Source organism: Mucilaginibacter inviolabilis (genome assembly GCF_011089895.1).
Taxonomy (GTDB): domain Bacteria; phylum Bacteroidota; class Bacteroidia; order Sphingobacteriales; family Sphingobacteriaceae; genus Mucilaginibacter; species Mucilaginibacter inviolabilis.
Genome location: NZ_JAANAT010000003.1, coordinates 595,839 through 610,541, shown reverse-complemented (window position 1 = coordinate 610,541; position 14,703 = coordinate 595,839). Strand labels below are relative to the sequence as shown.

Annotated in this window: 13 protein-coding genes; 8 read left to right on the top strand and 5 right to left on the bottom strand. The window is 44.8% G+C overall.

Annotated features, from left to right (window positions below):
• The first annotated feature begins 46 nt into the window (after nucleotides 1-46).
• Complete coding sequence (locus tag G7092_RS22635; protein ID WP_166092852.1) at nucleotides 47-1,399, top strand: glucoamylase family protein; 1,353 nt, start codon at nucleotides 47-49, stop codon at nucleotides 1,397-1,399.
• A gap of 258 nt (nucleotides 1,400-1,657) precedes the next feature.
• A complete protein-coding gene (locus G7092_RS22630) occupies nucleotides 1,658-2,455 on the top strand; it encodes a carboxylesterase family protein (protein WP_166092850.1) in 798 nt (265 codons plus the stop codon).
• 102 nt (nucleotides 2,456-2,557) lie between these two features.
• Here G7092_RS22630 and G7092_RS22625 read toward each other — a convergent pair whose 3' ends face one another.
• The 4 genes from G7092_RS22625 to G7092_RS22610 all read right to left on the bottom strand — a co-directional run bounded on the left by G7092_RS22625 (nucleotide 2,558) and on the right by G7092_RS22610 (nucleotide 5,751).
• Nucleotides 2,558-3,511 carry a hypothetical protein gene (locus G7092_RS22625; RefSeq protein ID WP_166092847.1) on the bottom strand — a complete coding sequence of 318 codons (954 nt, stop codon included), beginning with the start codon at nucleotides 3,509-3,511 and terminating at the stop codon, nucleotides 2,558-2,560.
• Between the two features lie 89 nt (nucleotides 3,512-3,600).
• Nucleotides 3,601-3,816: a DUF2442 domain-containing protein gene (locus G7092_RS22620; RefSeq protein WP_166092845.1), complete on the bottom strand. Its 216-nt coding sequence runs from the start codon at nucleotides 3,814-3,816 to the stop codon at nucleotides 3,601-3,603.
• Nucleotides 3,817-3,974: 158 nt separating this feature from the next.
• Nucleotides 3,975-4,700, bottom strand: a complete 726-nt coding sequence (locus G7092_RS22615) for a YebC/PmpR family DNA-binding transcriptional regulator (protein ID WP_166092842.1) — start codon at nucleotides 4,698-4,700, stop codon at nucleotides 3,975-3,977.
• Nucleotides 4,701-4,800: 100 nt separating this feature from the next.
• Nucleotides 4,801-5,751 (bottom strand): NAD-dependent epimerase/dehydratase family protein, encoded by a 951-nt coding sequence (locus G7092_RS22610; RefSeq protein ID WP_166092840.1) that lies wholly within the window; start codon nucleotides 5,749-5,751, stop codon nucleotides 4,801-4,803.
• A 793-nt stretch (nucleotides 5,752-6,544) separates the two neighbouring features.
• Between G7092_RS22610 and G7092_RS22605 the strand changes: the two genes are divergently transcribed.
• The 6 genes from G7092_RS22605 (at nucleotide 6,545) to G7092_RS22580 (ending at nucleotide 13,397) form a co-directional block, all read left to right on the top strand.
• A complete protein-coding gene (locus G7092_RS22605; RefSeq protein WP_166092838.1) occupies nucleotides 6,545-7,552 on the top strand; it encodes an aspartate-semialdehyde dehydrogenase in 1,008 nt (335 codons plus the stop codon).
• A 76-nt stretch (nucleotides 7,553-7,628) separates the two neighbouring features.
• A complete protein-coding gene (locus G7092_RS22600) occupies nucleotides 7,629-8,417 on the top strand; it encodes a hypothetical protein (protein ID WP_166092836.1) in 789 nt (262 codons plus the stop codon).
• Nucleotides 8,418-8,426: 9 nt separating this feature from the next.
• A complete protein-coding gene (locus G7092_RS22595) occupies nucleotides 8,427-9,320 on the top strand; it encodes a LysR substrate-binding domain-containing protein (protein ID WP_166092834.1) in 894 nt (297 codons plus the stop codon).
• Between the two features lie 323 nt (nucleotides 9,321-9,643).
• Nucleotides 9,644-9,841 (top strand): hypothetical protein, encoded by a 198-nt coding sequence (locus G7092_RS22590; protein WP_166092832.1) that lies wholly within the window; start codon nucleotides 9,644-9,646, stop codon nucleotides 9,839-9,841.
• 158 nt (nucleotides 9,842-9,999) lie between these two features.
• On the top strand, nucleotides 10,000-11,469 hold the full coding sequence (gene crtD / locus G7092_RS22585; protein ID WP_166092830.1) for a 1-hydroxycarotenoid 3,4-desaturase CrtD: 1,470 nt from the start codon (nucleotides 10,000-10,002) through the stop codon (nucleotides 11,467-11,469).
• A gap of 527 nt (nucleotides 11,470-11,996) precedes the next feature.
• Entirely contained in the window at nucleotides 11,997-13,397 is a 1,401-nt protein-coding gene (locus tag G7092_RS22580; protein ID WP_166092828.1) for an aminopeptidase P family protein, read from the top strand.
• A 112-nt stretch (nucleotides 13,398-13,509) separates the two neighbouring features.
• Here the strand turns inward: G7092_RS22580 and hemH are convergent, their stop codons facing one another.
• Entirely contained in the window at nucleotides 13,510-14,541 is a 1,032-nt protein-coding gene (gene hemH, locus G7092_RS22575; RefSeq protein ID WP_166092825.1) for a ferrochelatase, read from the bottom strand.
• Nucleotides 14,542-14,703: the final 162 nt, after the last annotated feature.

Sequence of the window (14,703 nt, the reverse complement as noted above, 5' to 3'; positions counted from 1 at the left end):
ATTATCAAGCCAGCTTTTTATAATACAAGGCATCTCCTAATTAAACATGAAAAAAATACTGTTAACCCCATTTTTATTATGCCTGGCCATATACTGTCTGGCGCAAAAGCCTGCAACGGCTAACACCGATACCATTAAAACCTTTGGCATTATCAAAAACCTGAGCGATAATGCTTTGCTTGATGTGGTACAGCGCCAAACATTTCGTTATTTCTGGGATTTTGGTCACCCGGTAAGCGGTTTGGCCCGTGAACGTAGTAATATCTCTTTCGATTATGGTAACGAGGTGGTAACTACCGGAGGGTCTGGTTTCGGCATCATGTCTATCATCGTGGCCGACAGCCGCAAATGGATAACTCATGAGCAGGCCGTTAACCGAATGGTAAAAATTGTTAACTTTTTATTTAAAGCCAACTCTTTCCACGGTGCGTTTCCGCACTGGATGAACGGCGAAACCGGCAAGATTATCCCATTTGGCCGTAAGGATGATGGTGGCGATATTGTAGAGTCGGCTTATCTTTTCCAGGGCTTACTTTGTGCCCGGCAATACTTTACTGCCAATACTCCGCAAGAGCAACGCATACGCGATGTGATTGGCTGGATGTGGAGCGAAATGGAATGGAACTGGTACACCCGTGATGGCCGCGACGCTTTGTACTGGCACTGGAGCCCAAACAACGGCTGGGCCATGAACTTCCCGATACATGGCTTTAATGAGTGCCTGATCACCTACGTACTGGCCGCCTCGGCAGAGCGTTACCCGGTAAGTGCCGATGTATACCACAGGGGCTGGGCTCAAAGCGATTTCTTCAAGAACGGCAGAACATTTTACGGCTTTAAGCTGCCTTTGGGCTTTGATTATGGCGGTCCGCTTTTCTTTTCGCAATACTCGTTCCTGGGCTTAAACCCTACAGGCTTAAAGGACCAATATGCTGATTATTGGGAGCAGAACAAAAATCATACATTGATCAATCATGCCTATTGTGTTGATAACCCTAAAAAGTTTAAAGGTTATGGCGAAAATTGCTGGGGACTTACCGCCAGCGATAATTACGAAGGCTACAATGCCCATTCGCCAACTAATGACCTGGGCGTGATCACACCTACTGCTGCGCTGTCGGCATTTCCGTACACACCGGCATACTCGATGAAAGCCTTGCGTCATTTTTATTATGACCTGGGCGATAAGATCTGGGGTGAGTATGGTTTTGTGGATGCCTTCAGCGAATCGCATAACTGGTACGCCAAATCATACCTGGCCATTGACCAGGGACCTATCATCGTAATGATTGAAAACTACCGCACGGGTTTGTTATGGAAACTGTTTATGAGCTGCCCAGAAGTACAGAAAGGTCTTACCAAACTAGGTTTTGAAAGCCCGGCGATTGCTAAAAAGTAAAAAATGCCCTTGCACTCGTTGCAAACGAGCGCAAGTAGACAAAAAAACGCTGTCATTTCGATGAGCAGAAGCTGGGCTAGAGCCGGAGGGCGAAGAGAAATCTTGTACGATTTGCTCATCTCGACGTATAAGATTTCTCCTCGTCCCTCGTTCGAAATGACAAGAATAGTTAAGAATAAAAAATATTAAAAAAATGTAGATCAAAAGGCTTTAAATTTGTTTAACAACTATTGAATAAACAGATCTTAAACATAGCCCATGATCCACAAAAAAATTATTATAGGAATGCTAAGTTTACTCTTAGCATTTTCTTTTTCGGCCCGTTCCCAAAATCTATCGTCTTTTGATCGCGGCAGCTTTGCTGTAAAAGGCGATACTTTACCTTACCGCTTACTATTCCCCAAACATTTTGATCCCAATAAAAAATACCCATTGCTATTTGTGCTGCATGGTGCCGGTGAGCGTGGTAATAATAATGAGTCACAATTAAAATATGGCCCATCACGCCTGTTACAGGATAGTGTACGGGAGAAATATGAAGCCATTATAGTTTTTCCGCAGTGCCCGGCCAATAGTTACTGGTCAAACGTACAACAGGAAACCGATCCAGCTACCCAGAAGCGCAAATTCGTTTTCCAGGTAAATGAGCAGCCTACCATTGCCATGCGTTTGCTGATGGGCCTGGTCGACCAGTTTTTAGAAAAACCTTTTGTTGATAAACACCGGGTTTATGTAGGCGGTCTGAGCATGGGCGGCATGGGCACATTTGAAATTATTGGCCGCGAACCCAAGATATTTGCCGCAGCGTTTGCCATCTGCGGTGGCGATAACAGCCTGAATGCTAAAAAGTATGCCAAAAAGGTACCGCTCTGGATCTTCCATGGCAGTAAGGACAGCGTTGTTCCAGCCGATCATTCCGAAGTAATGGTAGCGGCGATCAAAGAGGCAGGCGGCGATCCTAAATTTACCCTTTACCCCGGCGTTGATCACAACAGCTGGGATTACGCCTTTAAAGAGCCGGAGCTATTTAGCTGGCTATTTTCGCATAGTAAGTAGTTTCCTATCGCTTGTCATGCTGAACGCAGTGAAGCATCTGTTATACGTCATGCAAATCGGCTAATAGCTCCTTCGCTGCGCTCAGGATGACAAATAGGAAATTTACTCTTCAGTTGGTTTTGACGGAGGGGTTTTCGTATTAAACCTGGGCTTAAAGCCAAGTTTGGGAGCGGACTCTTCCGCAGGTGGCGGGGTATCAGTTTTATCTTCCGGCTTTTCTTCTTCCGGCTGAACTTCATTTTCCGCAGACTTTGGTTTTACCATGCCGGGATTAAAACGAGGCTTAAAGCCCAATTTGGGAGCCGGCACCTCGGCTTTTGGCGATGGTTCTGGTTTTTCTTTCTGCGGATCTTCCGCCGCAGGCTCGCTGTTAACAGGTTTCGGCTTCATCATAGCAGCATTAAACCGGGGCTTAAATGCAGGCTTGGGAGCATCGGCTACTGGCGTTGTATTTTCTTCTTTTGCTTCGGGCTTTTTTGGTGACTCATCCGTTTTTTCAGCGGGTTTCGGTTTCACCATAGCAGCGTTAAACCGGGGTTTAAATGCAGGCTTTGGGGCATCAGGAGCCGGGTTAGTATTCTCGTCTTTGGATTCGGGCTCTTTCTCTGGCTCCGTGGCCTCTTCCGCCGGTTTAGGTTTTACCATACCGGGATTAAAACGAGGCTTAAATGCTGGCTTGGCAGCAGCTTGATCAGCAGCAGGCGTAGTTCCCTCTGCCTGGGTTTCCGGCTTCTCTTCGGCGGGTTTGGCAACTCCACCAGCTCGGAATTTGGGTGCGAAACCCAATTTTGGAGCAGGGGCAGCAGCCTCTGTAAGGCTTTCTGTAATGGTTTGTTCGGCCAGCGGGTTTTCGATCCGTACTTTCTCTGTTTTTACTTCAGGAGCGGCCGGAAACTGTCGCCTGAGTTTATTGAACCAGTATTTTTTGGTATGGTCGAAACTTTTTTCGCCCATTTGTTCAAAGTGAGTTTTAAATTCAGAAAACAACGCGCCTTCTGCCGCTTGCAACGCAGCCAGGTCGATCTTTTTTTTCTTAAAAAACTCTTCGAATAACATAGGGTTAGATTTGAGATGTGAGATATGAGACGTGAGACAATCCGATATCGCTCAATCTCATATCTCACATCTAGCTTCTCATATCTATTTTAAAGATCCACGTTCACATCCAATTGGTTAAAGTGGATGCCTTTATCGGTTTGTTTCCAGTCATCCCGCTCCTCATCGGTGGCGTTCATCAGTTTTGGGAACCACTCCAGTGGAAAGGCTTGCTGCTTGCCATCTGGTTTTTCAACAAAAAGCAAGCCATTGGCAAAAGTTACCTTTACCTTTTTTTCTTCCTTACGTGAACTGAATAGTGGCATGAAAAACTCCTTTTATTACTTTGTCATCCTGAGCGATAGCGAAGGATCTATTCTCAGATTTGCATGCTGCATAATAGATGCTTCACTGCGTTCAGCATGACAAGTTGTTTTTGTTTTATTTTAAAGCCCTCTCCCTTCAGGGGAGGGTTGGGTGGGGCTTACTCCGCCATATTATGGTAAACCGCCTGTACGTCGTCGTCCTCTTCTAAACGGTCAATCAGTTTCATGATATCGGTAACCTGTTCTTCGGTAACTTCGTGGAACGACTGTGCAATTCGTTCTAGTTTGGCCGATTTTACTTCAATGCCAAGCTCTTCGAGCCCTTTCTGCATTTTACCAAAATCTTCAAACGCGGTATGAATTACGGCAATATCGTTACCATTTTCATCAGCTTCCACAAATATCTCCTCCAAACCTGCGTCTATCAGCTCTAACTCCAGTTCTTCCAGATCGCGGTCGCCAGGCTCAAATGTGAATACCGATTTACGGGTAAAAATAAAATCCAATGAGCCGGTTTTACCTAATGAACCTCCATATTTAGTGAAATAGCTGCGTACGTTGGCAACGGTACGGTTGGTATTATCGGTTGCGGTTTCAACCAAAACGGCAACACCATATGGTGCGTAACCTTCATAAACCAATTCTTCGTAATCTTTTTCATCGCGACTGCTGGCGCGTTTTATAGCGGCCTCCACGCGATCTTTTGGCATGTTTACCGCTTTGGCATTTTGTACCGCGGTGCGCAGGCGCGAGTTGGTGTTAACGTCACCACCACCTGCTTTTACAGCCATCACAATCTCTTTACCTAAACGTGTAAACTGCACGGCCATTTTGGCCCAGCGTTTAAATTTTCTCTCTTTGCGGAATTCAAATGCTCTTCCCATAATTCTTAGCCCCCCAGCCCCCTAAAGGGGGAGCAAGGAGTTATTTTTATTTGTTATACCATTAAGCCTACTTATTCCCCCTTCAGGGGGTTAGGGGGCTCTAAATTACATTTTTTAAATTAGTTAACATATCATTGGCCATGGCAGCCAGGTCATATTCCAGCTTCCAGCCCCAATCGCGTTGGGCATATTCATCATCAATTGACTTTGGCCAGCTATCGGCAATGGCCTGCCGCGGATCATTTTCGGCATAGCTGATCTCAAAATCAGGGATCTGTTTTTTGATCTCTTCGGCCAGTTGGGTTGGCGTAAAACTGATACCCGCCAGATTATATGATGAGCGGATGGTGAGCTGTTCGGCCGGGGCATCCATTAACGATATCGTGGCCCTGATGGCATCATCCATATACATCATAGGCAAAGCGGTATCTGCCGAAAGGAAACTAGTGTACTTGCCTTTTTTTAATGCCTCGTGAAATATATGCACCGCATAATCGGTTGTGCCGCCGCCCGGATTGGCGCGCCAGCCGATAAGGCCGGGGTAACGGATACTGCGTACATCCAATCCGTATTTGGTAAAGTAATATTCGCACCAGCGTTCGCCGGCAAGTTTGCTGAAACCGTAAACGGTATTGGGGTCCATTACACAATACTGCGGGGTATGGAACTGCGGCGAGTTTGGTCCGAATACCGCGATGGAGCTTGGCCAAAAAACCTTGGCAGTTTTAAACTCCACGGCAAAATCAAGTATATGGATGAGGCCGGTCATGTTGAGATCCCAGGCCATTTTGGGCTTTTGTTCGCCCACGGCCGATAGTATGGCTGCCAGCAGGTAAACCTGGGTTGGGCGATGTTTCTCGAATATGTGGTGCAGATTGTCCTTATCCAGCACGTTCACCAGTTCGTATGGGCCGCTGTGACGTATGGCATAACCCGGATCATTGATATCGGATGCTATAACGCTCTCGGCACCGTGTATTTTTCGTAATGCAACAACCAGTTCTGTCCCTATCTGGCCGTTGGCTCCTATCACTAAGATCTTTTCGCTCATGTATTTTTGAGTTTAGGCAAAGGTAAAAATTTCTTGTTAGGAGAGTAGTTGATTAGGTTAGATTATGTGAGTGGTTAATTTGCGGTTTTAAATGGTTCGGGCCTCGCTTCTGCCCGTGGAATTGACTTGAGTGAATTGCGGTTTTGAATAGTTCCAGACCCGCTCTTGGCCGCGGGAGGGCCAGTTACTTTTTCTTGATAAAAAGTAACCAAAAATCAAGTCAGCAGAAATGCTTCTTTGCCGCACATAGCCTTTACTCTGCAAACCGGACAGAACCAGGGCTGCAATTATTTTGCCCTACTTCGTTCGCGCAATCCCAGCGCTTCAGCAAAAACTTGCTATGCCCCGCAGCCGCACAAGCCACCATTGTTCTGCCCGTTTTTGCCCGAAGCTTATCTGCTGACGGGAAAGGAATAGAATCAAGATATCAGAATCAGGAATCAAGACAACTGCAACTAAATATGTCCCCGTCCCATTCAATAATTCACTAAATCACTAATTCAATAATTCAATAATTACTCCCCTGCGTTAGCGATAGCAGCGGATACCGGCCCGTGGCTAATGCCTTGTGGCGTATGAGCGGATAGCGCGGGCCGGAGGTAACGCCATTATTAATAGATATGAGAATTAAGAGACAAGAATCAAGACAAGAGGGAAAATCAACTCAATAATTCAATAAATCATTAATTCAATAATTATATTAAACTACCAATCTGATAGATTAAGTTCAATTCCTCAAAAAAAATCTGCATATTTGGAGTTTAATGTTTTATTATATAACAAATTAACACAAATGAAAGTCGCAGTAGTAGGTGCTACAGGATTAGTAGGCACCAAAATGTTGCAGGTTCTTGCAGAACGCAACTTCCCCGTTACAGAATTAATTCCCGTAGCTTCAGAGAAAAGTATTGGTAAAGAAATTACTTTTAAGGGTAAGCAGTTTAAGGTGGTTTCTGTTGAGGATGCGATTAAGATGAAGCCGGACGTAGCGATTTTCTCGGCCGGCGGAAGCACTTCATTACAGCAGGCTCCTTTATTTGCAGCCGCTGGTACAACTGTTATTGACAATTCATCGGCCTGGCGCATGGATCCTACCAAAAAACTGGTGGTGCCCGAAGTGAACGCTGATGTATTGACCGCTGACGATAAGATCATCGCCAACCCCAATTGCTCTACCATACAAATGGTTGTGGCCTTAAAACCGCTGCACGATAAATATAAAATTAAAAGAGTAGTAGTTTCTACCTACCAATCGGTAACCGGTACCGGTGTAAAAGCTGTTGACCAGTTATTTAACGAACGTAAAGGTATCGACGGACCGAAAGTTTATCCTTATACTATCGACCTTAACGTGATCCCCCAGATTGACGTTTTCACCGAGAACGGCTATACCAAGGAGGAAATGAAAATGATCCTGGAAACTAAAAAGATCATGGGTGATGATAGTATTAAGGTTACTGCTACCACCGTACGTATCCCGGTTATGGGTGGTCACTCGGAGTCGGTAAACATTGAGTTTGCCAATGATTTTGACCTGGCCGAAGTTCGTGAACTGTTAGCCAAATCGCCGGGTATTGTTGTGGTTGACGATCCTGCCAACCTGAAATACCCAATGCCGCTCGACGCGCATGATAAGGACGAAGTTTTTGTAGGCCGTATCCGCCGCGATGAAACTCAGGACAATACCCTGAACTGTTGGATAGTATCAGACAACCTGCGCAAGGGTGCCGCTACCAACGCCGTGCAAATTGCCGAGTACCTGGCAGCCGCCCATTTGATCGGTCAGCCGGTTGAAGCGTAAGCAGATAGCCATTTAAATAACATTTTGGCAGGGATAATCAATTGATTATCCCTTTTTTTATTTAAACTTGTTTGCCATGAAAACCATTAAGCTGATAGTTGTATTGTGCTGTTGTTTAGCATCAGAGTTTGTGTTTGCGCAAAATAGTCCGCAGGCTATTGAGGGCGATTTGCTCCGGATATTGAAAAAAGTAAACTATTACGGGGCGCACAAAAAGGATTGGAAAGCGATGGATTCGCTGCTGAAGCAAAACAAGATTTTTGCCGTTAAGCTCAAATACTATACCTCCAAATATCCCGAAACCATTAGTTTGCTCTTTACCTCACTGGTTAAAGAGCGCCTGGTGATAGCTACTTCTGCCGATGGCATATTTCGTACCTACTCCTGGAACACACAACTGGGGGTTAAGGGAGGCTTTGATATTTATAATGTATTGCAATACAAAAACGGCGGGCAAACGGTGTCGCTGTTAAAGATGGATACCATTGGTAAAAAAGGATATGTATCGCTCTGGTACCCTAAAATATACACGTTTAGCACTGCCGGTAAAGTCTATTACCTGGCTACTTATAATTCGGTTTATTCGGCTACTAAAGCCGGGCAGGGTTTAAAAATATTTACTATTGACAAAGGTAAGTTGATTGGTAATCCGCCGTTGATTAAAACGCCTACCGGTGTATACAGCCAGTTGCACTATGATTTTGACGTGAGCTCCATTGCCGACTGGTCATCGTACCCGGCCATTTATTTTGACAAAGCTTCCCAAACTATCCGCACACCACTGGTTGACTATAATCATAAAATGACGCACAAATTGATCACCTATAAATTTACTGGTCGTTTTTTTGAGAAGTTAAACAAGTAACTTAGCCAAATGATATCCTTTGCTCACCGTGTATTTATGGAAGTAGCTGCCAACCTGAGTTTCAGCAAGGCGGCTCAGGTACTGTTTATTACGCAACCGGCCATCAGCAAACATGTTAAAGCCCTGGAAGATCAATATAAAGTACCTTTGTTTGAACGTAAAGGCAACAGCATTCTGCTTACCGATGCTGGCAACAAACTGAACGAATACCTGCAGCAGGCTACCGAAATTGAGCGGAAGATCGAATATGATCTTTCGGTACTCAGTAACCTGTCGCAGGCAGCCGGGCATTTGCGTTTGGGAGCAAGTACAACTATCGCCCTGTATATTTTACCCTCCATACTTTCGGGCTTTCAGCGCGAATATGCCAATGTAGATGTACAACTAGTAAACCGCAACTCAGAATATATTCTGAATGCTCTGCTCAATCACGAGGTAGATATCGGCATCATCGAGGTGGATAACAAGCTCACCACCGTATCGTACAAACCTTTTATGAGCGATGAAGTAATACCGGTATGTTCGGCTAAAAGTCCGCTGGCGGGCAGATCATTAACTTTAAAGCAGTTTGTTAAAACACCGCTGGCCGTTCGGGAACGTGGTTCGGGAACGCTGAACGCGGTATTAAAATCGTTATCAGCCCTGCACATCAAACCGGCCGATCTGTCGGTAAAGATTCGCCTGGGTGGTACAGAGGCCCTGAAAAACTTCCTGTTAGCCGATCAATGCCTGGGCTTTATGCCGCGCCCGTCTATCATCCGTCAGTTGGCCGAAGGCGATCTGGTAGAGGTACCCATTGAAGGTCTCAAGATCACCCGCGATTTCTTTTTCATCCGTCGTAAAGGAACAGAGGACTACGGACTTACCAGCAATTTTATCAATTTTGCCTTGGGGCATCAATAGCCTCACCCCAGCCCTTTCCAAAGGAGAGGGGGCTAAAACCTGCACCATTTGTAACGAGCGTCGGGCAAAAGTGGGTTTACATGGTTTACACTTTTTATGATAAATATTAATTTATTATATTGATAATCAAAAAATTATATAAAAAAAGAGTTAAATTTATGTAAACCCACTTTTTCACTCATTTAGGCGTTCGCACTTTATGCTATATGAGAATATCAGAAGCCACCCACATTTCGCCGGTGGTGTTACAAATGAGCGCTAAATGCTGCCTTTTGAATTTTAATACTTATCTCCTAATTTTAGGGCCATAAACATAATAGATCATGAAGCCGCTTATTCCCATAAAATATATGCTACCCATAGGATTATTCCTGCTGGCACTAAGCTTTTTTGTTAAACGCTTTTATAGTTCCGAGCCCGATGCCATCGATGGCCTTTTAAAAGGCTTTAGCATAGGTTTACTGGTGCTATACCTTATCCAAAATAAGCGCAAGGAAACAATAACAGATAAATCCTGTTGAGTATATATTAGGCTTATGATGCCGAGTTTGTCAACAGGGCACGCTGTGAAGCATGCTCCATAAATCATTCAGGACAAATTCAGTACAATAACCTAACTGGGGGTAGAATCATTCGTGGTTCTGCCCTTTTTTATGTTCATAGATTTTATCTTTACCCCATGCCTGTAAAAAAAGTGTTGATCATTGGTGCCGGTATCGCCGGTATTGCCGCAGCTATCCGTTTGGCTATAAAAGGCTACCAGGTTGATGTTTTTGAGGCCAATGATTATCCCGGCGGTAAGTTATCGGAGTTTGAGCAGGATGGTTTCAGGTTTGATGCCGGGCCCAGCTTGTTTACTATGCCGCAGTATGTGGATGAGCTGTTTATACTTGCCGGTAAAAACCCAAAAGATTATTTCAATTACCAGCAACTGGATATAGTTTGCCGGTACTTTTATGAAGATGGAACTATCCTGAGTGCCTATGCCAATGAAGAACGATTCGCAACGGAGGTAAACCTCCACATTGGAGAGCCGGTCATGTCCGTTAAAAATTATCTTAAGAACAGCGCCAACATATACAGCATTACCAATCATGTTTTCCTGGAGCGCTCATTACATCGACTAAAAACTTATTTGCATTGGGATACGGTGCGCTCTGTTTTTCGGTTTCCGCAGATTGATGCTTTCCGCACCATGCACAAAGCCAATCAAGGCTTTTTTAAGGATAAACGCCTTACTCAATTTTACGACCGGTATGCTACATACAATGGTTCTAACCCGTACACGGCGCCGGCTACCCTCAATGTGATCCCGCACCTGGAACAGCATTACGGTGCTTATTTTCCTGATGGCGGCATGTACAGCATCGTAAACAGCCTTGTAAAACTGGCCGAATCGCTGGGTGTGATATTTCATTATAATTCCCCAGTTGATGAGATCATCCTGGAAAAACAAAGCGCAAAAGCCATCAAAGTAAAGGGGGAATTGATACCTGCCGACAGCATCGTATCCAACATGGATGTTTGGTTCACTTATAACAGGCTGTTAAGGCAACATCCGCACCTGTTTCCTAAAAAGATATTGAGGCAGGAACGCAGCAGCTCGGCCCTGATATTTTATTGGGGTATCAACAAACAATTCGCGCAGCTAAACCTGCATAATATCTTTTTCAGTAACGATTATAAAACCGAGTTTGATTATATCTGGCAGCAAAAAGACATTTACCACGATCCAACCATCTATCTTAATATCAGCTCCAAATACAAATCTGATGATGCCCGACAGGGCTGCGAAAACTGGTTCACCATGATCAACGTGCCGGCCAATACCGGGCAGGATTGGGACAGCCTGATCAACACCGCACGTCAAAATATATTAAGCAAATTGAGCTATATTCTGAACGAAGATGTTAGTCCCCTCATCGTATCCGAAAGCATCCTCGACCCTCGTAGCATCGAAAGTAAAACATCATCATACCAAGGCTCGTTATACGGCACCAGCTCCAACAGTCAGTTCGCTGCGTTTTTACGACATGCCAACCGGTCGTCGGCCATTAAAAACCTCTATTTCTGCGGCGGCAGCGTGCATCCGGGCGGCGGTATTCCACTCTGCCTGCTTTCGGCCAAAATTGTAAGCGACCTCGTTTAATTATTGAATTAGTGATTTAGTGAATTATTGAATGGGACGGGGACATATTTAGTTGCAATTGTCTTGATTCCTGATTCTAATATCTTGATTCTATTCCTTTCCCGTCAGCAGATAAGCTTCGGGCGAAAGTGGGAAGAACAATGGTGGCCAAGTGCGGTTGGAGGGGCATAGCAAGTTTTTGCTGAAGGGCGGGGGTAAGAGCGAACGAAGTCGCGCAAAATAATTGCAGCCCGTGGTTCTGCCCGGTTTGCAGGGCAGAGGCTATGAGCGCAAAGAAGCATTTCTGGTGACAGCCTTTTTGGTTACTTTTGTGGCGACAAAAGTGACAGCCCCAGCGGCAATTGAGCGCTCTACGATTTGTATTATTCGCCCTGTATAACGGGGGTTGTCTTCGTACCTCGCAATGACGTGTGGAGAAAATAGCAGGTACAGTTAAAGGAGTATCACACAACAAAGTAAAGACCACGTTGCGCCATTGCATGATAAAGCAAAAACCCTTTATCTTTACCCATTCAATATAATAACCTATGAAACTTCAGCTTTTTGATAAACAGGTTTATACCGACAGAAGAAATATATTAAAGCAAAGCCTGCCGAATGACGGCATTATCCTGTTATTAGGGAACGAGGATAGCAGCATGAATTATAAAGACAATTGCTACCCCTTTCGGCAGGACAGCACTTTTCTTTATTACTTTGGCCTGGATGTGCAAAACCTGGCTGCCATCATTGATACCGATACCGGCGAAGAAGTAGTTTTCGGCAACGAGTTGACCATTGACGATATCATCTGGACAGGCACCCTGCCTACTGTACACGAAATGGCCGGATTGGTTGGCGTTACCCAAACCAAACCGCTCGATCAGATACTGCATTATGTACACAAAGCGTTGATCGCCGGCAGAAAAGTGCATATTCTGCCTCCATACCGCCCCGAAAACCGCATAAAACTGGCTAACTGGTTTAATGTAAGTTTAGAGGATGTACAGGATCATGTATCCGTTAAGTTGATTAAAGCGGTGATTGCGCAGCGGGTAATCAAAACGCCTTTAGAGATACAGGAGATGGAAAAAGCGGTGTCTATCAGTGTAGATATGCAGCTGGCCGTTATTAAAGCTACTCGCCCCGGCATTAAGGAGTATGAACTGGTTGCTATAGCCAACGAAGTAGCCCTGGCAGCTAACGGTCGCCTGGGTTATGGGGCCATTATTACTACGCATGGCCAAACGTTGCATACCCATTATTATGGCAATACCCTGCAGGATGGTAACATGGTATTAAGTGATATTGGTGCCGAGAATGATATGCACTATGGCGGCGATCTTACTCGCACTTTCCCGGTTGGGCGTAGCTTTACCAATAAACAAAAGGAATTATACGAGGTGGTGCTTAACTCTATGGACCATGCCATCAGCCTGCTAAAACCCGGTACACGTTATAAAGATATTCACCTGGCCGCCTGCCAAAAATTGGTAGAAGGGTTAAAACAAGTGAACCTGATGAAAGGCGATGCTGCCGAAGCTGTTGCCGCGGGTGCGCATACCATGTTTTTCCAATGCGGATTGGGTCATATGTTAGGCATGGATACGCATGACATGGAAGATTTAGGCGAACCATATGTAGGTTATACTGATACGCTGAAAAAAGAAACCGTGTTCGGGTTAAAATCCCTACGCCTGGGACGCGAACTGGAAGCTGGTTATGTACTTACCGTTGAACCGGGCATCTACATTATCCCCGAACTGATCGACCGCTGGAAGGCTGAAAACAAATACGCTGATTTTATCAATTACGATGTACTGAACACCTATCGTGATTTTGGCGGCATCCGTATTGAAGACAACTTTTTGATTACCGATACCGGCAGTCATCTATTAGGTAAATATTTACCGAAGACTTTGAAAGAGATTGAAGGGTTGAGAGGGTAAGGTCTATTATTTTATGTCATTGCGAGGAGGAACGACGAAGCAATCTCCTCGCGTTTATACATGCGACGAGATTGCCACGCTACGCTCGCAATGACATATTTGTTTGAATATCTTAAACTGCAATATGGTTTTCCCTAACCATTTTCTCCAAAGCATCTATCCAAATTGGTGAATCGTTCAAACTTTCTACCAGCTGAACTTTCTCGCCGCCGAGGGCTTTAAATTCGTCGCCGTATTCGGTAGTTACTTCGTAAACCGTTTCCAGACAGTCGGCCACAAAAGCCGGGCAAAATACCAGCAAGCTCTTTTTACCTTCTTTGGCCAGTTTGGCTACAATTTCGCTAGTGTAAGGCTGTACCCATGGGTCGTTACCCAAACGCGATTGAAAGCAAATGGTATATTTATCTTTGGGAATATTCAGCTTCCCGGCAATGAGTTTAGCTGTATGATGGGATTGCGCCGAATAACAATTTTTATTGGCATCGGTAAGTGTTTCGCAGCAATCGCTGGATTTTAAGCAGTGTTTCTGGGTATGGTCGGCTTTAATCAGCTGCCTTTGTGGCAAACCATGAAAGCTGAACAACACGTGATCATAGCTTTCGGGATTATATTTTTGGGCGTTATCGGCAAAGGTGGCTATCATGCCTTCGTTGTCATGAAAAGAATTTACGAAAGAGATATTGGGTTTAGTACCCCAGGCTGCCAATAGCTCCATCACCTTATCATAAACAGAGCCGGTACTGGCCGATGCATACTGCGGAAACAGCGCGATAACCTGTATATCATCCACCAAAGCGGCTTTAAGCCTGTTCAATGCCGATTCAATAGAAGGGTTCTGATAACGCATAGCCAGTTCTACAATGTATTCATCGCCCAGGCGCTGTTGTAAAGCCTTTTGCTGTAACAAACTATAATGCATTAATGGCGAACCGGTTTCCTTATCCCAGATAGCCTGGTATAATTTAGCCGATTTTGGTGCCCTGAACGGAGCAATTAATCCACGAACTAAAAGGGTGCGTGATATAGGGTTGATATCAATTACCCTCGGATCCATCAAAAACTCATTCAGATAAGTACGTACATCCGCCGTTGAAGGACTGTCAGGTGTACCTAAATTCACTAATAAAACTGCTTTTTTACCCATAACTAAGCTGCAAAAATAAAAAATATTAGCCCCCTAACCCCCTAAAGGGGGAACAATTTACAAATAAATGATCGGTACGTGTTCCGCAGGTTTGTCATCCTGAGGAACGAAGGATCTATTGTTTAACTATGCTTGTAGATTAATAGATTCTTCACTCCGTTC